This is a genomic window from Hoyosella levis (assembly GCF_026008515.1).
Taxonomy (GTDB): Bacteria; Actinomycetota; Actinomycetes; order Mycobacteriales; family Mycobacteriaceae; genus Lolliginicoccus; species Lolliginicoccus levis.
Genome location: NZ_BQYM01000005.1, coordinates 19,160 through 40,982 on the forward strand (window position 1 = coordinate 19,160; position 21,823 = coordinate 40,982).

The following is a 21,823-nucleotide window of genomic DNA, read 5'->3' on the forward strand; positions in this document are numbered from 1 at the left end:
GGAGTGGAAACTTTTCCTCTGTGAGTGGTGAAAGGTTTCCACTGGCGGGCGGGTGTTGGGGGCGGTGGGAACGGCGCGGCGCTGGTCTAGCAGCGGGCGCGCCGGGCTGGCATATGGATAGAGAATGTTCCTTATTGTCCATGCAATCTGGACGACCCCGTCTAGAGGTAGTCCGCCAAGGGTGGATGATGCTCGGCGCTTACTTTGTGCTGCTCGAGTTCCTCGTCGCTAACTGCCCGTGGGCATGGGCCCCAGATGAACTCAGCGGCGTCTACCATTGCGTCGAGGTAGATTTCCTGCTGCCGGAGAATGAGGTCCCTGACTGATTCGTCGTATCGTCTGATTACCGCACCCACTGGTTTGGGTCCGAATGTCAAACCCGCCCACGGTGCTGAAAGCGTCCTGTACTCCGTTGCGATCGCGGCCAACACATGGCGGTGCATCACATGCTTATCCATGAGAAGCATGTCCCTAGAGCGCATGGCCCTGGGATCGGCGTGCTCGGAGTTGTCAGGGTCTATGCCGACGAGGTCGCAGTACAGGCGGTAGCGCTTTTCGTGGAAGGTGGCGAGATGTGGGGGCAGCCCGCGCGTTCCCTTGTAGTGGGCGTAGGCGTGCATGAATGGCCGCCAGTCGGGCCGGCTTTGGGTAGGCGTCATGGAAGCATTGAAGACTAGGGGTCTGACATGTAGACGCTAGGCCGATGAGCGACCTTCAATGCAGCACTTGCGCAGCTTCGCTTCCGCCTGAGCGGCTGGCACATGATGGACTCATGCTTGACTGCGGTCAATCGTCCCAGGGTTTCTTCCCCGCGGCGCAGGGCAGTAATTCCGTACGATCCAGGTCACCATCGCGATCTGGAGTTCGTCGCGGGTGATCCCGGAGCCTCCTCGAGGACGCTCTTGTCGCGCGGACGAAGAAGTTCTCGATGGCGGCATTGTTGCCCGGAGGACCCGACGCGACCCATCGAGCCGACCATGGCGTGACAGCGCAGGGCGCGCACGTGCGGCCGTCGGTGCAGGCAGATGAGCCGCGCTGTGTACGTGACTCTAGCCTTCCGCTCGGTTTACCCTGCGCCCCGATTCGAAGCGCCAGATCGCGTGATCGAGGTGGATGACATTCCAGCCTCTTTGCGCTGCAACCGCGGCGACAAGCGACGCCGCACGTTTAGACGCGAGGTCACTCACATCGACTTCCAGCTCTCGCGCGACGTAACGCACGACCATTCGGTCGGCTTTGACTCCGGGGATGTTTGCCAGCATTTGCGCGTAGTCCCAGGTTAAGCCAGTGCGTTGGCCGGGGGCGGCGAGCCACGCGGCTTTTGGCGAGCTGTTCCCCGCGGCCGCGGCGTCCCTCAGATCAGCGGTGCTGTTGATGTTGAGGGCGAGAAGTGCGCGTGCAGCAGTTTCGATCGCGTCGGACTTCAGGGCTGCTGCTGCCTGTGTGGAGACCGGCTTGCGGTTGCCGATCTTGTCCGCCCACGAACGACTGCCACCCAATTCATCAAAGGTTGCGAGCAGCTCGGTCAGCCCGTCGGTGTAAGCGTCACCGCCTTGGTCGCCGCGATAGGCGCGGTACCGCTTGATGACGTTGACCACCGAGTTGTAGTGGCTGCCGGTCGAATAGATTGAATCAATCATGCAGAGCGCGAGCGAATCCGGATAGCCATCGGGTTTGAACCAGAGGACAGGATCGCCGAGGTCACGGTCGCACGCGGTGATCAGGCGCGCAAGCGCGGCAACATCATCGATCATCATCTGCTCCTTGAAGTAGCTAGGTTTCGGGGCGGCGCCGGGCAACGTCGTCGGCGATGCGCGCTTGATATTGCCCGATGGCACTGACATGTTTGCCCGTAACGGGAAGCCACGGTGGGGACGCCCGTCGTGCCGCTGCGCAACTCCGTTGCTGTTTGATGCTCACCGGAGCGTGGTTGCTAGCGGATGGGTCTACCAATGAGCGTTTGAGCCGGTGGTGACCGAGACAGTAGAAAAATCCGCCTGACGCCATGCGGTCAGATTGTTCGCGAAGATTCGACATTCTGTGTGAAACACCTAACTTGTAGCATTATCAGAGGTGCCACCCCAAAGTGTGTCGATGTGACGCATAGGTGCGGTGGATCGAGGCCGCGGCCCGCGGGCGTGTGCAGGCAGCGAACGCGGTGCTTAGCCCGGAACCTCGCATCGCGAGGGTTCCGAGGTCGTTCGGAATCTGCAGCCGTGGGCTGCAGCGAGCTGGCCGAGAGCAGTCCGATGCGTGGACGACAGTCGAGTACAACCACGAGTGCCACCAGCCCCCTCCCCGGCAGCTAGTCTGGTGCAACAGGAAACTAGCGCCCCTACCGCGCGATCCTCAGCCAGGTCCGCCGCAGCGAGGACAGCGCACCCATCGCGCGCTGGGCGCCGGGGGACGCGAGCTGCTCGCGGGTGTCAGCGATCGCGGCGTTCCAGATTCCGTCGTTGTAGGTCGGGTACGGGTGCATCGTGGCGGCGAGATCGCGTGCGCGCAGGCCGAGCCGCACCGCGAGCGTCACTTCGCCAATGGTCTCGCCCGCCCGTGGGCTGACCACGGTGCCACCGATGATCCGCGCCTTGTGATCAAGGATCAGCCGGGAGAACCCATCGGTGGAGTGCTCGGTGATCGCCCGGTCGAGGTGGTCATGGCTGATCGTGCGGGCTGTCAACCGGCTCGCGGACGATGGATCGCTCACGCCCACCGATGCCACCTCGGGGTCGGTATAGGTGACCCGCGGGACCACTGTGGTGCCAGCCTTGCGGCGAAGCCCGAGCACCGCGTTGCTCGCGGCGATGCTGCCGAACGAGCCAGCGGCATGGGTGAACTGGGGGAGCGGCGTCACGTCCCCCGCGGCCCAGATGCGCGGATTGGTGGTGCGCAGCGTGGGCGAGACGATGACCTGGCCTCGATCGTTGGTGCGGACGCCGATCTGATCGAGCCCGAGTCCGGAGGTGCGCGCCGCGCGGCCCACGCTCACCAGTACCCGGTCGAAATCGACCACCGTGCCATCGGACAAGCGTGCCCGCGAGTCCGCGAAGCTCTCCACTGATGCGCCCGTGACCACTTTCACGCCATCATCCTCGAGCGAGCGCGCCACGATACGTGACGCGTCCTCGGGCTCGCCCATCAGGATGCGGGGCGCGGCCTCGACGATCGTGACGGTGGAGCCGAGCCGCGCGAACGCCTGCCCGAGCTCGCAACCAATGCTTCCCCCACCGATCACGAGGAGGCGGCGAGGCAGGTCCTCGATGTCCCAGATGGTCTCGCTGGTCAATGGCGCATGATCCGCTAGTCCCGGGATCGGGGGCAGCACGGGGGAAGCGCCGGTGGCGATGACCGCCTGCCGGAACCGAATGGGGTCGCCATCGACCACGACGGTGTTGTCAGTGGAGAACACTGCGTGGCCGGATCGCACCTCGATGCCCTCGGACTCCAGCGCCTCCGGCGTATCGATCGGCTCGATCGTGGAGATCGCCGAGCGCACATGCCGCATCACCGCCGCGAAGTCCACAACTGGCTCGTCGAAATGCACCCCAAGGCTCGCGGCATGACGCGCGGCCGCCACATGATGCGCTGCGGCCAGCAGGGACTTCGACGGCACGCACCCTGTCCACAAGCAGTCGCCGCCCGTGCGGCCAGACTCGATCAGCATTGCGCTGGCGCCGAGCTTGACTGCCGTCTTCGCGGCCACCATTCCTGCCGCTCCGCCGCCGACGACCACGAGGTCACGAATGTCGCTGTCACTGCTCACGGGGCCTCCCGGCGGGTCATCGATCATTTCCTTCACTCGGACCTGGGCAGGACCGGGCAATGGCCAAGCGGGCAGGCAAGGCAGAGTAGGAAGCAGCAGCCAGCCCCCACCACAGCCTGGCAGCACTACGCCAACGTGCCAGCTCACCCCAAGACCTAGGGAGCCCCGTGCCGCCCACGTTCCCATCCAAGTACACCGTATCCGCCCGCTTCTACGACGTGATCTCCGCCGAATGGCCGATCTACGGCGCGGGCCGCGCGGCAGCGATACCCCTGCTCCACCTCGAGGCAGGCGCCCGGGTCCTCGACGTCGGGTGCGGAACCGGGCTGAATTTTTCCTGGCTGCAGCGCCGCATCGGCCCCAGCGGGCGCATCGTGGGCGTCGACGCGAGCACGCACATGGTCGAGCAGGCACGGCGAAAGGCGCGTTCGCGGGGCTGGTCGAACGTGCAAGTCCTTGCGGGGGACGCCACCACGGTGCCCGCCGCGCGATTGCGCGAACCGATCGATGGTGCTGGCTACGACGCCGCTATCGCCACCTACGCGCTATCCCTCATGGACGACTGGCCGGCAGCGCTCGCCACAATGGCCGCCGCTTGCCGGCCTGGCGCGCGCCTCGCGATCGTCGATATGCAGCCACCGCAGGGCCGCGCCGCGCTGTGGTCACCGCTCGCCAAACTGGCCTGCCGCGCGGGCGGATCCGACATCCACGCCCGCCCCTGGACCATGCTCGACCACTACTGCGACGACATCACGGCTCGAAGCGTGCGCGGTGGACATATCCAGGTAAGGGTAGGGACCGTGCGTTAGCCGGTGCGGTGGCTGTGGGGCGAGGTCTACCGCTGGGAGTGGAAACTTCTCCCGGTCGAGGCGGGAAAAGTCTCCACTAGAGAACGATGGCCGAGCCGGGATCCGGCGCGACTACGCGTGGTCGCGCGTGCCCTTGCGCTCGCGCCCATAGGCCGGCAGCTCCAGCTGGCTCGCCGCTGCCGCATCCACGACGAACGTCGCGCGCGGGTGCCATTGCAGGATCGATGCCGGGCACCGGGCGGCCAGCGGGCCCTCCACGGCGGCGGCGACCGCGGGGGACTTGTGCGCGCCGGTCGCGATGAGCACGATCTCGCGAGCCTCGCTGATCGTGCCGAGGCCCTGGGTGAGCGCTAGCTGGGGCACGTCATCGATGTGATGGAAGAACCGGCTGTTGTCCTCCCGGGTCTGCTCGGCGAGCGCCACCACCCGGGTCCGGCTCGACAGCGACGACGGGGGCTCGTTGAACGCGATGTGCCCATTCGTGCCGATGCCGAGGATCTGCAGGTCAATGCCACCATGCGTGGTGATCACGTGGTCATAGCGATCAGCCTCAGCGATGAGATCGGCGGCATCACCGCGCGGTCCCTCGATGCGACTATCAGGAATGCCTGCCGCTTCGGTGAAGTCGCGGCGGATCACCTGGTGATAGGACTCCGCGTGCCCACGCGGCAGGCCCACGTATTCATCGAGCAGGAACACCCTCGCGTGGCCGAAGGAGAGCTCGCCACGCTGTGCCCGCTGGGCGAGCTCCTGGTAGGCGGGAACCGGCGAGGATCCCGTCGCGACACCCAGGTTGACCGCTCGGTGCCGCAGCGCGCGGGCAACGATATCGGCAGCAGCCTTGGCGGCCCCGGCGGGATCGGCCGCGATGACGACATCCACTCGTCGGAGCCTCCTTCCGGCATGCTGGGGCGCGGTCCGGCCTTCGCGGCGGCCCGCTGGTTCCCATGCTGCCCCATCCGTGGTGGCCAGGCGACCAAAACGCGATCATGATGGTGTGCCGCTCGTGGGCCTAGCGTGCGCGGGCCGCCGTTGTCGGTGAGCGCCCTGTCCGGCAAAAGCACCGGATAATGTCAAACGCGGTAGAAATCGGCCCGGGTTTTCCGCGGCTTCTATCGCGTTTGCGGGCGCGGTCGGCTCAGCCTGCGACGGTTCGTGCTGCTTGATACGTTGGCATCGAAATCACGCGTACAAGGCGCTGAACGAGTGGCGGGGGACGGGGGACCGCGATGAGACAGGAAGTCTCGCGCAGGTATGGCTTTCCGATGGGACTGGCGAGGGGGATCGTTGGTCTGGGCGTGACCCTGGGCGGGCTCTACCTCGTGGCAAGCCTCGCCGGGCCGCTGCTCGTGGATCTGTGGTCCGCGCCCCAAGGCCCAGGGGTGTGCACGCCGGATGTAGCGATTCAATCGGCGGAGTTCGACTATCCAGGCCCGACTGGCTTGATGCCCGGCGCTTCGGCGGTGGTCCGTGGGGGCGCCGAGGTGTGCCTGGGGGATCCCAGCACCGCGCAGACCATCGCGAGCTACGTCCAATGGTGGACACCTGCGCTGTGGATCTACGGGGCTTTCGTGATCGCGGCGATCCTCCTGCGCGTCATCGACAGGCACGGGGCTTTCTCGCCGCGTCCGCTGGCGATCGCGCGCATCCTGGGCTATTACCTCTTCCTCGGCGCAATAGTGGTGCATGTCGTCCGAGCCCTGGTGCACTGGACGATGCTTGACGGCGTGACCACCACATGGGCTGATCCGTGGTCGTCGCTGATGAACGTGCAGAACATCCCGTGGGCTGGCTTGGCGGTAGGTGCTGTGCTGCTCCTTGCCGCCAGCATGGGACGGGTCGAGCGCTCGCGGGTGGCAGTGGAGAGCTAGTGCTCGTGCACATGGGCTTCGCGGACCTGAAACCGACCAATCCGGACATCGTATGATCTGGTTGGTTCTTGATCGGCAACAATTTCAATCGCCACCTGTTCGCACTCTGGCCGCGCAGCATTGAAATCCGAGCGCGCGAGGAAAGCGATCATCAACCCCAATGCGGCGAGGGCAGGCCACACGAAGGTTTCGTAGGCTTTGGCGGATCAACATCGTTGCGTCGTGGAGGCATGCGACCAGGGCAGGAGAACGCGCTGTGGGCGAGCCGAAGAGAGAGTACTGATGAACTACCAGGTGATGCGCTGTTTTTCCTGTGCCGGGCTTGCCGCCCAGCTGATTCTCGTCGTGGGCTGCACATCGAGCGCGGGCCTTCCAGCACCCGCTGACCAGATCGAGTCGCTTCCCGAGGATGCGGTCGCCGCGGTGACTGTCAGTCCCGTAGACATCAAGGCAAAGCCCGGCGATAGCGATGCACGGACCATTCTCTTCAATGCCGAGGGGACGCGGCTCGGGAGCATCGTGGGGCCCGGGATCTATTCCAACCGTGTGCTCGGCCTCGGTGATGGTTTGGTCACCGCGACCGCAGAGGCGCTCATCAATCTCACGCCAGAGGGCCGGACCGATGTGCCGATCGGTGAGCACACGATCCGCGCCGGCACCTCTGCGAGCGACGAGTCCGCCGCGATCCTATGGTTTGACGCTGGGCGAATCGATGGGGCCAGTGCCGACTCGTTCGCCGAGATCGATAGTGGTGGGATCGTGGTTGGCTCGGTCCCCGGGTATGTGACCACGATCGCTCATTGCGGCGAGCACCACTACGCCATCTCCCGGGACCTGCTCAGCCTTGGGGGCGATCAGGACTGGCACCACCTCTACCGCAGCCAACGCGGCGGCGAGCCGGAGCGCATCGCGTCCTGGGAGCAGGAGTCCGGTTATCGCTCGGCCTACCCGTCGATGGTCTGCGCGCCCGATGGCAGTGCGCTTCACGCTATCTATGCCTCCCCTGAGTCCCGTCTCGACCAGACTGGCTCACCCGGGTTGTCGCTGGTGCGGATCAGCACTGCGGATGGCGCGAGGACGGTGATGGACCTGGACATTGGGGGCTTCGACGAGTCGGTAATGCGCGGGACGATGGCACTGGTGGACAGTGTGCTGTACTGGATCACTGCGGCGGGCGAGGTTCTCTCGGTGCCCGTCGGCACCCAGGCTACGGGTGCCGTGGCCAGGGCGTCACTGGTCGCCGAACTGCCTGGGGGGACGGATTCGCTCAGTGCGATCCGGGGCACCACGATCGCCCATATCGATGACAGCCTGGCAGCGAGCTACAGCGAGTTCGACTTGTTGACCGGGGAGCGTGATCTCGGTCCTATCCCGTTGCCCTGGCTTGACGAGCTGATCGACGCGCACACGAAAAACAGAAGCAATGTGCTCGGAATGACCGGCGTCCTGAGCCTGCGTGACTAGTGCGAGGAGACGAGCTCCCACCTCTCGGCGCGGCACAGAAAAGCCAGGCCGGGCGCGGTGAGTAGCTTCTGGACACCGGCGGGCAGTCCCGCGATGGCGAGCGCTACCTCCTCGTCGTGGAGTTGTTGCAGCGCTTATCGCTCGGGTCGGTGGAGGTCTCCCCACCACCATGTATCGGTACTGGGGTCGTGGCGCAGCCTTAGGCTCACCGTGCCGAGGGGCTCGCCGATGTCGAAGTCAGCAATCTCTCGTCCGATATCGCTGGCGCTGTCTCCGTAGACCTGAGGGTGTCCGTTGTCGTCGCAGCGTCGCAGTCCAAGCGTCCTGGAGTAGGTGCCGAAACGGTAGATGACGCAGAATCCGTCATCGCCATCCAGGTATGCGTCGATGACGCCGATGCACCATGCTTCGGTCACCAGGCTGTCCAGGAGATGTTCAAGGCATGCCAGGAGTGCTTGCTGTGCCCAGCTCGTCGAGAGCTCTCGCATCTCGCCAATGAGTTCGCGATGACGTGCCGTGGTGCGGAACCGTTGGTGCGAGTACATCTGGGACGGTAGCTGCACTTGTGAGAAATAGTCCTCGGTCACCATGTCTTGCCTGTGTCGTCGCAGCTGTCAGATATCGCGTCATGAGTTTCAGCGGACCGCCCATAGTCCGTCGGCGCGATCGTGAACAGGTAGTCCCAGATCTGCTGATCATCCTCGGTGGAGGCGGCTAGGACGTCAGCGGAGCCGTCCGTTGCGATAATGAATCCATAGTCTGTGCCGAACCACTCCTCCGAGGGCCCTCCTATTTCGGCAGCTCGGCGGTGCCTTCCTGGACGCCTCCACGAAGTCGTCACGCCGACACCCGCAACAACCCGATGGGGCATCCGTCCTGGGTAAAGTACTTCGCGACAGCGATTTCCGATTGATTTGCTGAATTCATTCGTAGCAGGATCGAGGAATTCCCATGTGCAGGTGCTTTGGTCAACGAGCACATCAAGGGCTGCCGACCAATCGCCTGCGAACGTGATTTGCACGATCGAATCGAGCAACCGCATGATCTCGTTCGGCGTCTCAGGAGCGCACAACATTATCACCGGCTCGAAAATCGCCCGGCCAGGAAGTTTTCGAGCGATGGCGATGCGGCTATCCCGGTTGCGTCGCCACAGCGGCTCAATCTCGCAGTGCTCTCCAGCCTGGGCCGAGTGCTCGGCGGCCAGCCATGGCGGCACCCAGCAATGGTTGCAGGCCATGCACATCCATTGGTCCTCAGATTTGCGCTGCGTGCGGAAGGCAGCACAACGTGGGCACTGGGGCTCCGAAGCTGTGATTGCCCCGGTGTCGCGATCGGTCGCATCGGTGCAGTTGGCGCAGATCAGGACAACAGAGTCGGTCTTGTCCGCAGGCAGTGAACCGATACCGGGATCGTTGCAATCTACGCGCTGCAGGCACGATATGCAGATGGGATTCGCCGCGCGGCGGCGGTCTCGCAGTACAGGGTGGCGAGCACGTAATTGATCTGGCGAGCCGTGCCGTCGGATGGGAGCGCGATGCCCCGAAACTCGTCGGGGTGGAGAAGTCCTGGGCCGGTCTGGAGGCACGGTCGGGAGTGGTGCAAGAAGGTCATCCGCAATGACAATTCCTGCGCTTCGCCGCAGTTCCCTGATGCGTTCGACAAGGTGCGGGTGCTCGGCCCAGAACGGTGGGGCCTGCTGGAGGCCAAGCGGGACATCAAGCGCGAAACCGGACTCCAGGTCGATCTGTCCGATTTTGGGGTAGGGCCCTCGGTCCGGTGGAATGCGCATCATTGTTTTGTGTGTTCCTCTCTGCGGGGTTGCAGTTATGATCGCACGAGGCACTGACAAAAATCGGTTGCTGCTCAGCGGATTGAAGGGAGCGACAGTTGGCGAATCCACCAGGGGTTGTCTGTTTTGAGGGCGAGTGGGAAAACCTCGAGAGCCCAGTGACCATTAGGCCGAGCCTCGAACTCTTGAAGAGCCTCGGGAAAATTCGCTTCGTGCACCGCGATGCGACGACGGAGGACGAGCTACGACACAATCTTGATCGCTGGCTTAGCAGTCGCAAGCAGGGTTACGAGTTCTGCTACCTCGCTTACCATGGTTCGCCGGGCGAGCTTGACCTTGTGAACGCTGACCGGGCGGATGAGGACATGGAGGGGCTGACCCTGGAGGGCCTGGCCGACATGCTTGGCACGCGGGCGGAGGGAAAAATTCTTCACTTCGGCTCCTGCAAGGTCCTGTCGATCCCGGATGAACAGCTGATTGATTTCTGTCGCCGTACTAAGGTCCGAGCGATCAGCGGGTATACGAGCGAGATTGATTGGGTCGAGAGCGCAGCTTTCGAGATCATCGCCATCGAAACGCTATGCACCGCGACCCAGCTCAAGCCCGCGTACAAGAGGCTTTATCGGGATCATCCCGTGCTGGCCAAGCGGCTCGGCTTCAGAATGGCCACCGCGAAGTGGGTCGACGATCACTGACTCTCGTCTAGTGGCGCGCCTGGAACACCGCCCGTCGCCAAAAGCACGGGAAGCCGTCAAACGCGATAGAAGCTGACCTGGCATCTCCGCGGCTTCTATCGCGTTTGCATCCGCGCTGGCCACCTCGCTGGCATCGGAGCCGCCCGGCGCGCCCGCCGCATCCCACCGCGCCCGCCTAAGCCCACAAGCCAGCGTGCATCTCCCATACCAGCACCTCAGCACCAGCCTCTCCAGCCGAAAAACTGCCGCCCGCACCGGTGAGCCGCACTGAGTCTCCGGCCCGCAGCTCGAGCTCGCCGCCGAGGGCATCGCCGCCGGCACCGCCCGCCACCGCCCCGCCCCGAAACGTGACAGTTCCGCGCGCGACGTGCAGGTGAACCCACGGGGCCGAGGGCAGTTCGAGCGAAGTGCCCGCACCAGGCCGCGCGGCGTGCAGGGCGGCATGGGTGTTGCCGAGGGTGATGGCGGCAGTGTCGTGGTGCTTGGCCATGCCGGAGGCGAGGACGACCCAGGTACCCGCATCGAGCTCGCGGGCGACGTCGGCCTGCGCGTAGTCCGGGGCGCCACCGGTTCTGGTAGGTGTCACCGTCATCTGCAGGAACCGGACGTTGGCACCGGGCGAGGCAGTGGCACCCTGCGAGGCAGTGGCACCGGGGTCGGGATCGTTGCGCTCGGAGTGCTCGACGCCGGCGCCCGCGCTGAGCCGCTGCACCTGCCCCGGGCGGATGATGCCGACGTTGCCGCGGGTGTCGCGGTGCACGAGGCTTCCCTCAAGCACCCAGGTGATGATCTCGCTGTCGCGGTGGGAGTGCATGTCGAAGCCGGTGCCGGGGGCGAGGGTCTCGTCGTTGTGGATGAGCAGGCAGCCGTGATGGGTGTTGGCGGGGTCGTAGTGCGGGCCGAAGGAGAAGCTGTACCAGGCGTCGGACCAGTCAGTGCTGGTGTGGAAGCGCTCCTCGGCGCGAACGATGCGTGCCGCGGGCGAGGGCCGCGGCATGGATGGCCGGGGCGATGATGGGGTCATGTCAGCTATTCCGTTCGCGTTCATTCTCCGGGGCGCGCCCGCTGCGCCACCACCGCTCTGCCCGGTCGGGTGCCTACAATCGAGCCCGTGGAGCATTCGGAGTCGTCGTTCAATGGCGTGCAGGGAACACAGATTGTCTACCAGGTATGGAAGCCTGATGCCGATCCCGCCGCCGTGATGGTCATCGCGCACGGTCTCGGCGAGCATGCCCGCCGCTACGCGGATGTTGCTGCGGATCTCACCGCTCGCGGGATCGCGGTGTATGCCCTCGATCATCGGGGCCACGGCCGATCTGCCGGCCGCCGGATGGCGCTGCGTGACTGGCAGGACTTCCTCGACGACCTCGGCACGATGCTCGACATCGCCCGTGATGCGGTGCCGGACGTGCCGCTGATCCTCCTTGGCCACAGCATGGGCGGCGCGATCGCGCTGACCTACGCCCTCGATCGTCCCCGCGATCTCGACGCGCTGGTGCTGTCCGCGCCCGCCGTGACCCTCGCTACCGGAACTCCCAAGGTCGTGATCGCGGTCGGCAAGGTGCTCGGGCGGTTCCTGCCGTGGGTCCCGGTGGAGAAGATCGATCCCGCGTCTGTCTCCCGCGATCCGGGTGTCGTGGAGCGCTACAAGGCGGATCCGCTGGTGCATCACGGGATGATCCCGGCCGGCATTGCCCGGCACCTGGTGCTGACGATGGAATCGCTGCCCGCGCGCATCCCGGCGCTGCGCGTCCCGACGGTCGTCCTGCATGGCAGCGCCGACCAGCTCGCGGATGTCAACGGCAGCCGCATGATCCCTGAGCTGGTGACCCGCACTGAATGCACCTTGCATGTGTATGACGGGCTCTACCACGAGGTGTTCAACGAGCCAGAGCGCCAGCAAGTCCTCGGGGACCTCCTGGACTGGCTTTCTCCGCGGCTCGCCGGGGCGACAACGAAGTAGTCGCCTACGCCTTCGGGCGCTCCCTCAGCAGGGCCTGCACCTCGTCGCTGTGCGCGAACGGGCCGAACAGCCGTCCGACGATGCTGTCGAGCATGCCGTTGGAGGCGGTGAGCTCGAGGATCGGGGGAGCGAAGCGCATTGCTTCCTCGATCATGTCCGCGCGGTGCACGCCCACCTCGTCGAGCAGTTCCGCGAGGGTGGAGGCGGAGTACTTCTCGAAGAAGTAGGCCACGCCCTCGCTGACGATGTTCCGGAAATGGGTGGTCTGGCGGAAATCGCGCCAGAACTCGAACCCCAGGATGAGGAAGTCCTCGATGTCATCGGGGTTGACCGCGGCGATCACGGATCCCACGGGATCGCTCGAGTGCTCGTCCCACAGCTCGAGGATCGCCTCGACGAGGGGCTCGTTGTCGGTCAGCGCGCCGTCCACATGCTGGCGGGCGATCAGTCGCTGGGCGGTCCGCTCGGCGAGCTCCCGGATGGCGATCTCCAGGGAGTGGCCCGCCCGTGGCGCGATCCTCGAGCTGATCCGCTCGGTGATGTCCAGCAGCATTCCCAGTCCTGGCAGCGCCCGGGCCGAGTCGTGCTGCCGCTGCAGCTTCCCTGCCGCGGAGCGGTAGAGGAAGAACGCCACCCAGCGGGCCGTCACAGGGCTCCCGACGATCTCCTCGAGGAGCCGGCGGAACGCGGGCAGGCTCGTGACCTTCTCGGCGAGCCCCGCGAAATGCTCGTCATCGACGACATCGCTGATGGGGGCATCGCTCACGACGAGGGTGCGGGCGTGCACGCGCCGCGCGATCTCTCCGGACAGCTCCGGGATCGCGCCCCCGATGCGCCACTCGGACGCATATTTCAGCGCCACTCCGGTCACCTGCTCGGCGGTCATCACCTCGCCAAGAGTCAGCCTCGTGGCAGCGACGAGCGCGTGGTCGACCTCCTGCTGCACGAGCTCGGCGAAGCGATCTCCGGTCAGTTGCTCGGTGACATACCGCGAGAAAGCATCGATGAGCAGATCGGAGCTGGATGAGGTCGGGGTCGCATCGGGGGTAGTCACGCACCCAAGGATAGGGTGCCCCCGCACCTGGTGCTTGCCTGGGATTCGGGTAAGAATCACGCTGCCGACTACGCATCGTTGAATCGGACAGGCACAATCGGGTCTGTGTGCCCCGCAGCCCCAGCCCCAGCGCGCCGCCGCTACCGCGCGGTGGTGGCGCTGGCGCTCGCGGGCATTCTGGGCGCGGTCATGCTCACCGCCTGCGACGCAGAGCATGCCGGGGATCCCTCCCCGCTGCCGGTGATCAGGGATTTCACCACTGCCCTTGCCGCCGCGGACCTTGGCGCCGCCGCGAGCCTCACCACAACACCTTTCCAGGCCGAGGATGGCCTGGCTGCGATCTTCGGGGCACTCTCGGAGGATGGTGCTCAATTCGCCGTGCAGGGCCTCTCCGTGGACCGCGACGAGGCGAGCTTCACCCTGGGCGCGGCGTGGGATCTCGGCGACAGCGCCTACGGCCCGCGCCGGTGGGTGTTCTCCACGACCGGCGTCGCGTCGCGGACCAGCGAGGGCTGGCGGATCCAGTGGCGCCCCGACGTCATCATCCCCGGGATGACCGACCAGCACACGGTGCGCCTGCGGCCCGAGCCCCCGCCGCCCACCGAGGTGCTTGATCGGGATGGGGTCCCGCTTCTCGAGCAATCCGTCGTCCATGTGGTCACTGTGGATCCTGTCGAGGCGTCGAGCAGCGGGGCGCTGGCCGAGGAGCTCGCTGCGTTGCTCTCGCCGGTCGATCCGCGCATCACCCCCGCGACGCTGCTGCTCGCGATCAACGCGGGGCAGGGCCAGGAGGCGCCTGTCGTCGAGCTGCGCGACGACGACTACCAGCCCATCGCTGACCGGCTCGCTAGCATCGACGGTGTCTCGGTGCAGCAGCGGCGCGGCATCCTCACCGCGCGCGATGATCTTGCTTCCCCACTGTTCGCGCAGCTCCGCGCGGAGTGGCAGCATCGCCAGGATGTCTCCGCGGGCTGGAGCGTAGAGCTCGTCGACCGCAATGGGGCAGTGACGGTGCTCGAGCAGGCGCCCGGGATCCCGCTGCCCGACATCAGCACCGAGATGGATCTCGGCGTGCAGCTCGCCGCCCAGCATGCTGTCGCATCCGTCACCGATAGCCCTGCGGTGATCGTCGCGCTGCAATCCAGCACGGGCGCGGTCCTGTCCGTCGCGCAGAACCCCGCTGCCGACGCCATTGGCCCCATCGCGCTCGCTGGCCTCTACGAGCCGGGCTCTGTATTCGAGATGGTCACGGCGATCACCGCGCTCGAGAATCGACAGATCACCAACAACTCGACGGTTTCCTGCCCGCCCGATGGCCTCTACGGCGATCGGTATGTCGCCAACCCTGGCCTGCTCGACCTCGCCGATGTGACATTCGCCGAGGCATTCGCGCGGTCATGTGCCACCACCATCGCGGGTCTCGCGACCGGTATGGCCGACGGCGACCTGCATGAGACTGCTGCGCGCCTCGGCCTCGGGCGGGCCTTCTCGATCCCCGGCATGACCACGGTGACCGGCACCATCCCGACGACAGGCTCTACCACTGATCGCGTAGCCACGGCGCTCGGGGGCGGCGGCACCACGGTCTCGCCTTTCAGCATGGCCCTGATGGCCGCGACGATCGCGCGCGGCACCACCCCCTCCCCGACGCTCCTGAAGGGCCGCCCCGCGACCGTTGAGCAGCCGGTGGGAACGAACACCTATCCAGTGCTGCGTGATGCGCAACGCCTCATGCGCGGGGTCGTGGAGACCGGTGCTGCGTCGAGCCTCGCGAGCTTCCGCGGCCTGATTGGCGCGACCGGCGCGGCCACGGATGATTCGGGCGAGCGTGTCAACGACTGGTTCATCGGCGTGGATGGCAACCTGGCGTTCGCGGTCCTCGTCACCGATCCGGCCACGAGCGGTGCGGTTGCTGTCGCGGGCCGGTTCCTGGAGCCCCTCGTCGACAAGGCCGCCGCGAGCACGGACGAGGCAGTAGCCGGCGCACAAGCCCCAGGCAGGGATGTGCCAGGCACAGGATCGTCCAGTGCTGAAGCGTCGAGCGCCGGGGGCAAGAACTAGAGCGTCTCCGATGCTGCGGGGCGGGGCGCTCGCCCACCGCGCAACCGGATGAAGATCCTGGCGATCAGGCGCCAGCCGAGCAGTAGCGCTGCGGTGATGATCGCCGCGGTCAGCACGAATGGCCATGGGATCGCGGTCGCGGTGAGCAACCGCAGGATCACGCCGCCGACCATGGTCCACGCCCACACGGCGACGCCCGCGGGGAAGAGCTTGGTCACATCGGCGGACTCCAGCGCGCGCAGCACCGTGAACCAGCCCGCCGCGAGGCCGAGGAGGAATGGCCAGGCCGTCTCCAGGACGCCACCGGGCGTTACCACCTCGCCATGGGTGATTCGACCGGCCGTGGCGAAGGCAATGATCGCGACAGCATCAACGATGATGGCGGCAGCAATAACGCGAGGAGAATGCACGAGGCAAGACTAGCGGTTGCGGCCGATCGGAGACCAGCGCGCCGCCTAGCGTGGCACGGCGAGCCGGGTGGGGGTGGGGCGTCCACGCAGTGTCACCGCGGAGGCTGGCTGCCAGCGCGCGGCCTCCGCGGCATCGGCCTGTCGCACGACCTTGTAGGCCGCGAGTACCCGGCCATTCCAGGATTTCGCGAGATCGGTCAGGCGGGCGGCCTCGTTCACCGGATCACCGATAACGGTGTACTCGAGGCGATTGCGGGCGCCGACGTTTCCTGCCACTGCCTTTCCGACGGAGACGCCGATCCCGAAGTTCAGCTTCGTCGTCGCGGGAATCCGGGAACGCAGCTCGCGGGCAGCGCTGAGCGCGGCACCGGCATGGTTGGCGCGCGCGACCGGTGCTCCGAACACCGCGAGAACGGCGTCGCCGGTGAACTTGTTGACCATGCCGCCGTGGACGTGCACCGTATCGACCACGACCTCGAAGAACTCGTTGAGCATGGCAGTGACCCGATGCGGCGGCCACGTCTCGATCAGCCGCGTCGAGCCGACCAGATCGACGAACATCACCGAGACATCGCGCAGCTCGCCGCCGAGCGAGCCGCCGCGCTGGAGGACCTCCTGGACGACATCCTCGCCGACCCGTGCCCCGAACAACTCGGAGATGCGCTGCCGCTCGGCGAGCCCCCGCACCATCTGGTTGAAGCCGTATTGCAGGCGACCGATCTCCGAGCCGTCATAGATGGGCACCGAGATGTCATAGTGGCCGGCCTGCACCTCGGTCATCGCGGAGCTCACCTGCTTGATGGGGTCAGCGATGGACCGTGCGACCACAGCCATGCCGAAGAAGCCCACCACGATCGTGAGGATCCCCAGGATCACCACGGCCGACGCGGTCTGCTCGGTGTCTGGCAGGAACGAGGAGAAGAACCGGAATGACACCACGAGCGCGATCCATACCAGGGGGATCGCAGCGGTCACGAGCCACATCATCATCAGGCGCAGAGCGACCGTCGTCGCGGACCGCGAGTCCACGCTGCGCCCGCTCATGGCGTCGGCGATGGTGCGGCGCAGGATCCTCTCCGCGACGAAGTAGCTGATCGCGCAGCAGATGATGCCGTTGGAGACAAAAGTGGAGAACACCATCGCGACCAGCTGCGGGCTGCCCGCGCGGGTAATACTGATACTGAACATGATGCCGATCGCGAACCAGAGGATGCCGATCAATCCGGTCTGGCGGGCCGGGGCGCTGACGATCAGCTCGTACTGGCGCGCCGAGGGTATGCCGCCGTGCTTCATCCAGAAGAAGATCGGCCGACCATGCCACAGCGATATGGCGCAGGCTACCGCGACCGCCAGGGGGATGGAGGTGACGAGCAGCATCGTGTTCGATGCCCGGATATCCGGGGTCACCGCCGCATTCGCCGGCTGCGGGACGATGTAGCGCAGCAACGCGAAGCTCACGATGATGCCGACGACGTTGGTGGCCGTCAAAGCCGTGACGTACGCGATGGTGACGGGCTTGAGCACCTGGTTGAGGATGTCGACGAACTGCTGGGTGACAGGCCTGAGCCCAGTCTTGGCAGTGCTCATCCGGGCACCTCCTCGGCAGCGACGGGCTCGGCGACCCGTTCGTCGCCAATGGTCACGAACGACCAGTTCGGTGCCTGGCGCGGCGCGGCGAGCAGGGTGACCGCGCTCGCGACGACCCGGCCTGGCCGCTTCTTCGCCAGGTCACTGAGCGCGGAGGCAGCGATGACCGGGCCGCCCAGGATGGTGTACTCGAACCGGTTGGTCGCGCCAATGTTGCCGGCCAGTGCGGTCCCGGTGGCAACGCCGATCCCGAAGTCCAGGGCGATGCGGCCGCGCAGCGACTGATGCAGGGCCAGGGCGCAGGCGAGCGCCTCGTGCTCGGGGTCGCTGAGCGCGATGGGCGCGCCGAAGACGGCGATCGCGGCATCGCCCTCGAACTTGGTGACAAAGCCATCATGGTCGGTGACCTCGTCGACGACATGCTCGAAGAACTCGTTCAGCGCGCCCACCACCTCTTCGGGGGAATGCGTGGTCGCCATCGTGGTGGAGCCCACGAGGTCGATGACGAGCGCTGTCACTGTCACCAGCGAGCCGCTCCTGTTATTGCCCTGCTCGATAGCGGACCGCGCGATCTCCTCGCCGACGTGCTTGACGAACAATTCGGACAGCCGCCTGCGCTCGGACAATCCGAGCACCATGCGGTTGAACCCGGTTTGCAGCTCGCCGATCTCCGAGCCGTCGTACACATTGACCCGGATGGCGAGGTCGCCGGCCTCCACCCGGGACATGCCGTTGCTCACTTGCCGGAGCGGGTCGGAGATCGAGCGGGAGACGGCCACGATCCCGATCATGCCGATCGCCATCGCGATGGCCACCTGCACGAGCACAGCAAGATTGAGGCCGGGATTGACGGGGCCCTCTTGGTCCACGATCTGCGACAGGGAGACCAGCACGATCCCGAAGGTCGGTACCGCGGTGGTCAGGCCCCAGATCAGCAGCACGCGCGCGCCGACGCCGGGGGCATGGATCTGCTCGGGAGTCTCCACTGACATCGCGATGGCCGTCAGGGGACGCAGGATGCGCTCGCCGAGCACATAGTTGAGCGCCGTGGAGACCGCGCCCGACATCGAAAGAGTGATGGTGATCAGGATGAGCAACTGGGTCGAGCCAATGCTCATGTTGATCAGCACGAAGCCAAGCACCGCGATGCCCCAGGTGAAGGCCTCGACAACGACCTGCCGGGTGGTCTGGCGCAGCGCGGCCCGGGCCTCGTGCGGGCGGGGGAGGCCACCACGCGCTAGCCACTCAAGGTTTGTCCAGCTCAGACGCAGGTGCAGCAGCGGCGCGCTGATCGCGACGATGCTGCCGCCGATCACTGACCATGCGACGTTGCGCTCCCAGACCCCCATCGGGTCCGGCAGCGAGGGGATAGGGATCACCGTGCCGATCAGGACCAGCGCGGTCATGGCCGCGATGAGCGAGACCATTAGCACGCTCAGGATGTAGGTCAGCACGATGGGATGCGCGAGCTGCCGGAGGACATCAAGTCGGTTCATGGGCGCGAAGGGCTCCTCACCGGCTCACGCCCCTTCGCGATCGGGCCGTGGCCGAGCGGCGCTCTCGGGCGCCTCGCTCGCGCTTTCGATGCCTGCCGGCGCCGAGGCATGCTTGACGCTCGCCGCCGGGCCATGGTCGGCCTGGTCGGAGCGGAACATCAGGAGGAACACGATCCATCCCGCGATGTTCAGCAGCACCAGCGTGACCAGCCGGTACACGAATACCGCCGCGAGCGCCTGCGAGGCGGGCAGCCCGGCGGAAACCGTGAGAGCCACGACGAGCGTCGCGTCGACGGTGCCGATGCCACCGGGGGCGAGCGGCACCGATGCGACCGCCTTTGCCGCGGTGAACGCGATGATCACGCCCGCGATGCGGGGATCCGCCCCCACTGCCAGGCACGCGAACCACAGGCATGCCACATCGGTGCTGCGATGCACGATGGACCACCAGAACGTGCGCGCGGCGTCCCACGGGCCCAGTCGCACGGCCTCGATCTGGTCGAGCACCGCGCGCACTTGATCGATATCCTGCCGCGGAGGCCGGTGACGTACCCGGTTCACCAGCCTCATGGCCCACCGGCCCGCGGACTCGAGGCGGCGCGGGTTGCGCTGCGCGAACCGCAGCGCGAGCACTAGGAGGAGCAGGCCGAGCAAGGACATGCTCAGCGTCAATGGGCTGATGCTGTTGCCCACCGCGATCGCACCGATCGCCCCGACCACCGCGAGCGTGGCGGTGGCGATCACTCCGGCCATGGCAAGCTGCCAGGTCGCTACCACGTGCGTGGCGCCCCAGCGCCGCGTCTGCCGGTACGTGAAGGCAGCGGAGAAGACCTGGCCGGCGGGCAGCGTCAGGGTCATCGACGTCGATGCATAGAGCACCGCCTCGGAGCGTCGCTGCGATACCGCCACACCGCCGGCGTGCAGCAGCACGCGCTGGACGCCACCGAACCCCGTCATCGACAAGGCCGTGGCCGCGATGCACGCGAGGAACCAGCCGATGTGCAGCTCGCGGATCGCCTGCACCGAGTCAGAGAAGGTCGGCCAGAGCACTACCCCCTGGGCGATGAGCAGTCCGGCGAGGACCAGGGCCATGACGATCCGCCACCGCCGGAAGCGCCCGCCCTTGCTCCGCGCGACAACGCCCACGCCAGGTGCCGTGGCCCCATCGGGTTGCTGCGCGGACGATGTCACGTCGCCAGAGTATCGACTCGCGTGTGGCCACGTGGCGTTGGTGGCGGTTTGTTATAGCGATTCAGCGCTGAAGGGAATCGCATTGCTGGCCTGCGTGGCACTGCGGAGACGTGGCCAGGCCAGCTGGGTCAGCTTGGTGCGCCCGCGCAGCGCCACGAGCTCCCCCAGCTCCCAGTGCTCCTGCTCCTCCTCGCTGGCGAAGTACACGGTGTGGCTGGAGGCCAGCACGCTGCCAGGGCGCTTCTTCGCGAGCTCGGTCAGCCGGGCGGCCTCGTTCACCGGATCACCGATCACGGTGTACTCGAAGCGCTCCACCGAGCCGATGTTGCCTGCCACCACCGTGCCCGAGGACACACCGATCCCGATTCGCACATCGGGCAGGGCCTCGAGCTCGGCGCGCAGCTCGCGCGCCGCCGATAGTGCCGCCGTGGGAGCGTCCGCCCGATAGAGGGGCGCGCCGAATACCGCGAGCGCCTCATCGCCGACGAACTTGTTGACAAAGCCTCCGTGCCGCTTGATCACGCCGATCACGATGTTGAAGAACTGGTTCAGCATCGCCACCACTTCAGCGGGCTGCATCGTCGCCACGATGCGCGTGGAGCCGACCATGTCCACGAACAGCACCGCCACGAACCGTGTCTCGCCGCCCAGCTCTGTGCCGAACTTCAATGCCTGCCGCGCGACATCCTCGCCCACGTGCTGGCCGAACAGCTGCCGCAGCACGCGCCGCTCGGTGGAATCGGCCATCATGCGGTTGAAGCCGACTTGCAGCAGCCCCACTTCGCTGCCGTCATACACCTCGACCTGCACGTCGTCGCCACGGTGAGCCTCGCTGACAGAGCGCGTGAGCTCCCGCAGCGGGATGGAGACCTGGCCAGAGAGCAGCGCCGTGGTGATCATCGCCGCGACCATCATCACGATCGCCACGAACAGCACCGACCACGCGAACGAGCGTGGTGCATACATGTGCGGGGTGGCGAGCTGGGTGATGCACAGAGCCGCGATGGCCACGCCGGGCATCAATGTCCCGGTGATCCAGCCAAGCGTCATGCGCAGCCGGACGCTCGGAACCATGCGGCGGTCCGGCACGCCCATCGAGAGAGCACGCGCGGCGATCGGGCGGATCAACTGCTCCCCGATCAAGTAGGACAAGCCAAACACCACGATCCCGGCGAGCAGGATGGTGCCCGCTGCCGCGCCGGCGAGCTCGGGTAGCTCCAGCATCACGAGCACGACGAACAAGATCATGCCGACCACCCACAGCACCAGGTGGACCAGTGCCTGGATGAGCGGACCGCGCATCGCGATGATCTGCTCGCGCCTAGTGGGCGGGCCGCCGCGCACGTACCAGCGAAGGATGGTGCGCAGGATCATGATGGCGGTACCGAGGATCACCACCCCGCACAGGGCGAGATAGGCGGAAAGTACCAGCTGGCTCACCTCGCCCTGCACGATGAGACCAGGCCCGGGCGAGGTGGGCAGCCCGTAGCGGATGAACGCGAGCACGAAGATCGCGCCCAGGAAGTTGAAGCCGAGCATGAAAAGCACAAACAGCACCCAGCGAATGCTGAGCGTCCGCGACAGCGAACCCGGAATGAGCTTCACCGCTCTTACGGTACTGCCCGCGCGGGAACGCCGGCATCGGTTGCGCCGCGATCACCTGGTGAGAG

19 protein-coding genes are annotated in these 21,823 nt (G+C 66.2%); 6 read left to right on the plus strand and 13 right to left on the minus strand.

The annotated features are described in order from the left end of the window. Positions 1-161: 161 nt before the first annotated feature. The 3 genes from QC765_RS06795 to QC765_RS06805 all read right to left on the minus strand — a co-directional run bounded on the left by QC765_RS06795 (position 162) and on the right by QC765_RS06805 (position 3,763). Positions 162-659 (minus strand): hypothetical protein, encoded by a 498-nt coding sequence (locus QC765_RS06795; protein WP_278313681.1) that lies wholly within the window; start codon positions 657-659, stop codon positions 162-164. A gap of 390 nt (positions 660-1,049) precedes the next feature. Further along, positions 1,050-1,757, minus strand: coding sequence for a DUF8548 family protein (locus QC765_RS06800; RefSeq protein WP_278313682.1), 708 nt, complete (start codon positions 1,755-1,757; stop codon positions 1,050-1,052). Between the two features lie 578 nt (positions 1,758-2,335). Then, positions 2,336-3,763, minus strand: a complete 1,428-nt coding sequence (locus QC765_RS06805; protein WP_278313683.1) for a dihydrolipoyl dehydrogenase family protein — start codon at positions 3,761-3,763, stop codon at positions 2,336-2,338. A 167-nt stretch (positions 3,764-3,930) separates the two neighbouring features. Between QC765_RS06805 and QC765_RS06810 the strand changes: the two genes are divergently transcribed. Further along, the gene (locus QC765_RS06810; protein WP_278313684.1) at positions 3,931-4,572 is read left to right on the plus strand and encodes a class I SAM-dependent methyltransferase; all 642 of its coding nucleotides are present in this window, start codon (positions 3,931-3,933) and stop codon (positions 4,570-4,572) included. A 111-nt stretch (positions 4,573-4,683) separates the two neighbouring features. Here QC765_RS06810 and QC765_RS06815 read toward each other — a convergent pair whose 3' ends face one another. Then, entirely contained in the window at positions 4,684-5,454 is a 771-nt protein-coding gene (locus QC765_RS06815) for a glucosamine-6-phosphate deaminase (protein ID WP_278313685.1), read from the minus strand. A 383-nt stretch (positions 5,455-5,837) separates the two neighbouring features. Between QC765_RS06815 and QC765_RS06820 the strand changes: the two genes are divergently transcribed. Both QC765_RS06820 and QC765_RS06825 read left to right on the plus strand, forming a co-directional pair. Next, positions 5,838-6,443, plus strand: coding sequence for a hypothetical protein (locus tag QC765_RS06820; RefSeq protein WP_278313686.1), 606 nt, complete (start codon positions 5,838-5,840; stop codon positions 6,441-6,443). A 282-nt stretch (positions 6,444-6,725) separates the two neighbouring features. Then, complete coding sequence (locus QC765_RS06825) at positions 6,726-7,907, plus strand: hypothetical protein (RefSeq protein ID WP_278313687.1); 1,182 nt, start codon at positions 6,726-6,728, stop codon at positions 7,905-7,907. Positions 7,908-8,041: 134 nt separating this feature from the next. Here QC765_RS06825 and QC765_RS06830 read toward each other — a convergent pair whose 3' ends face one another. Further along, the gene (locus QC765_RS06830; protein WP_278313688.1) at positions 8,042-8,452 is read right to left on the minus strand and encodes a hypothetical protein; all 411 of its coding nucleotides are present in this window, start codon (positions 8,450-8,452) and stop codon (positions 8,042-8,044) included. Positions 8,453-8,490: 38 nt separating this feature from the next. Further along, entirely contained in the window at positions 8,491-9,144 is a 654-nt protein-coding gene (locus tag QC765_RS06835; RefSeq protein ID WP_278313689.1) for a hypothetical protein, read from the minus strand. Between the two features lie 650 nt (positions 9,145-9,794). Here QC765_RS06835 and QC765_RS06840 point away from each other — a divergent pair. Beyond that, positions 9,795-10,391: a DUF6642 family protein gene (locus tag QC765_RS06840; protein WP_373876700.1), complete on the plus strand. Its 597-nt coding sequence runs from the start codon at positions 9,795-9,797 to the stop codon at positions 10,389-10,391. Between the two features lie 175 nt (positions 10,392-10,566). On the opposite strand, the gene QC765_RS06845 is transcribed toward QC765_RS06840, so the two are convergent. Next, positions 10,567-11,415 (minus strand): pirin family protein, encoded by an 849-nt coding sequence (locus QC765_RS06845; RefSeq protein WP_278313691.1) that lies wholly within the window; start codon positions 11,413-11,415, stop codon positions 10,567-10,569. Positions 11,416-11,502: 87 nt separating this feature from the next. Here QC765_RS06845 and QC765_RS06850 point away from each other — a divergent pair, with 87 nt between their 5' ends. Next, positions 11,503-12,354 carry an alpha/beta hydrolase gene (locus QC765_RS06850; RefSeq protein ID WP_278313692.1) on the plus strand — a complete coding sequence of 284 codons (852 nt, stop codon included), beginning with the start codon at positions 11,503-11,505 and terminating at the stop codon, positions 12,352-12,354. 4 nt (positions 12,355-12,358) lie between these two features. Here QC765_RS06850 and QC765_RS06855 read toward each other — a convergent pair whose 3' ends face one another. Continuing rightward, positions 12,359-13,408 carry a hypothetical protein gene (locus QC765_RS06855; protein WP_278313693.1) on the minus strand — a complete coding sequence of 350 codons (1,050 nt, stop codon included), beginning with the start codon at positions 13,406-13,408 and terminating at the stop codon, positions 12,359-12,361. A gap of 105 nt (positions 13,409-13,513) precedes the next feature. On the opposite strand from QC765_RS06855, the gene QC765_RS06860 reads away from it, so the two are divergent. Continuing rightward, positions 13,514-15,469 (plus strand): penicillin-binding transpeptidase domain-containing protein, encoded by a 1,956-nt coding sequence (locus QC765_RS06860; protein ID WP_278313694.1) that lies wholly within the window; start codon positions 13,514-13,516, stop codon positions 15,467-15,469. Here the strand turns inward: QC765_RS06860 and QC765_RS06865 are convergent. The 5 genes from QC765_RS06865 to QC765_RS06885 are packed head-to-tail and all read right to left on the minus strand — an operon-like array spanning position 15,466 to position 21,692. Continuing rightward, the gene (locus QC765_RS06865; RefSeq protein ID WP_278313695.1) at positions 15,466-15,879 is read right to left on the minus strand and encodes a DUF3054 domain-containing protein; all 414 of its coding nucleotides are present in this window, start codon (positions 15,877-15,879) and stop codon (positions 15,466-15,468) included. The two genes, QC765_RS06860 and QC765_RS06865, sit on opposite strands and share 4 nt — an antisense overlap. Positions 15,880-15,924: 45 nt before the next feature. Beyond that, positions 15,925-17,466: an adenylate/guanylate cyclase domain-containing protein gene (locus QC765_RS06870; protein ID WP_278313696.1), complete on the minus strand. Its 1,542-nt coding sequence runs from the start codon at positions 17,464-17,466 to the stop codon at positions 15,925-15,927. Then, positions 17,463-18,962: an adenylate/guanylate cyclase domain-containing protein gene (locus tag QC765_RS06875; protein WP_278313697.1), complete on the minus strand. Its 1,500-nt coding sequence runs from the start codon at positions 18,960-18,962 to the stop codon at positions 17,463-17,465. The genes QC765_RS06870 and QC765_RS06875 overlap by 4 nt, the downstream gene beginning before the upstream one ends. A 24-nt stretch (positions 18,963-18,986) precedes the next feature. Further along, on the minus strand, positions 18,987-20,153 hold the full coding sequence (locus QC765_RS06880; protein ID WP_278313698.1) for a lysylphosphatidylglycerol synthase transmembrane domain-containing protein: 1,167 nt from the start codon (positions 20,151-20,153) through the stop codon (positions 18,987-18,989). Positions 20,154-20,204: 51 nt separating this feature from the next. Continuing rightward, entirely contained in the window at positions 20,205-21,692 is a 1,488-nt protein-coding gene (locus tag QC765_RS06885; RefSeq protein WP_278313845.1) for an adenylate/guanylate cyclase domain-containing protein, read from the minus strand. Between the last annotated feature and the right edge of the window lie 131 nt (positions 21,693-21,823).

Excerpts from the sequence above, each read along its gene's own strand:
- QC765_RS06835 (WP_278313689.1), bottom strand. The coding sequence starts at position 9,144 with ATGGCCTGCAACCATTGCTGGGTGCCGCCATGGCTGGCCGCCGAGCAC.
- QC765_RS06870 (WP_278313696.1), bottom strand. The coding sequence starts at position 17,466 with ATGAGCACTGCCAAGACTGGGCTCAGGCCTGTCACCCAGCAGTTCGTC.
- QC765_RS06875 (WP_278313697.1), bottom strand. The coding sequence starts at position 18,962 with ATGAACCGACTTGATGTCCTCCGGCAGCTCGCGCATCCCATCGTGCTG.
- QC765_RS06800 (WP_278313682.1), bottom strand. The coding sequence starts at position 1,757 with ATGATGATCGATGATGTTGCCGCGCTTGCGCGCCTGATCACCGCGTGC.
- QC765_RS06795 (WP_278313681.1), bottom strand. The coding sequence starts at position 659 with ATGACGCCTACCCAAAGCCGGCCCGACTGGCGGCCATTCATGCACGCC.
- QC765_RS06820 (WP_278313686.1), top strand. The coding sequence starts at position 5,838 with ATGGGACTGGCGAGGGGGATCGTTGGTCTGGGCGTGACCCTGGGCGGG.
- QC765_RS06845 (WP_278313691.1), bottom strand. The coding sequence starts at position 11,415 with ATGACCCCATCATCGCCCCGGCCATCCATGCCGCGGCCCTCGCCCGCG.
- QC765_RS06830 (WP_278313688.1), bottom strand. The coding sequence starts at position 8,452 with ATGTACTCGCACCAACGGTTCCGCACCACGGCACGTCATCGCGAACTC.
- QC765_RS06885 (WP_278313845.1), bottom strand. The coding sequence starts at position 21,692 with ATGCTCGGCTTCAACTTCCTGGGCGCGATCTTCGTGCTCGCGTTCATC.
- QC765_RS06825 (WP_278313687.1), top strand. The coding sequence starts at position 6,726 with ATGAACTACCAGGTGATGCGCTGTTTTTCCTGTGCCGGGCTTGCCGCC.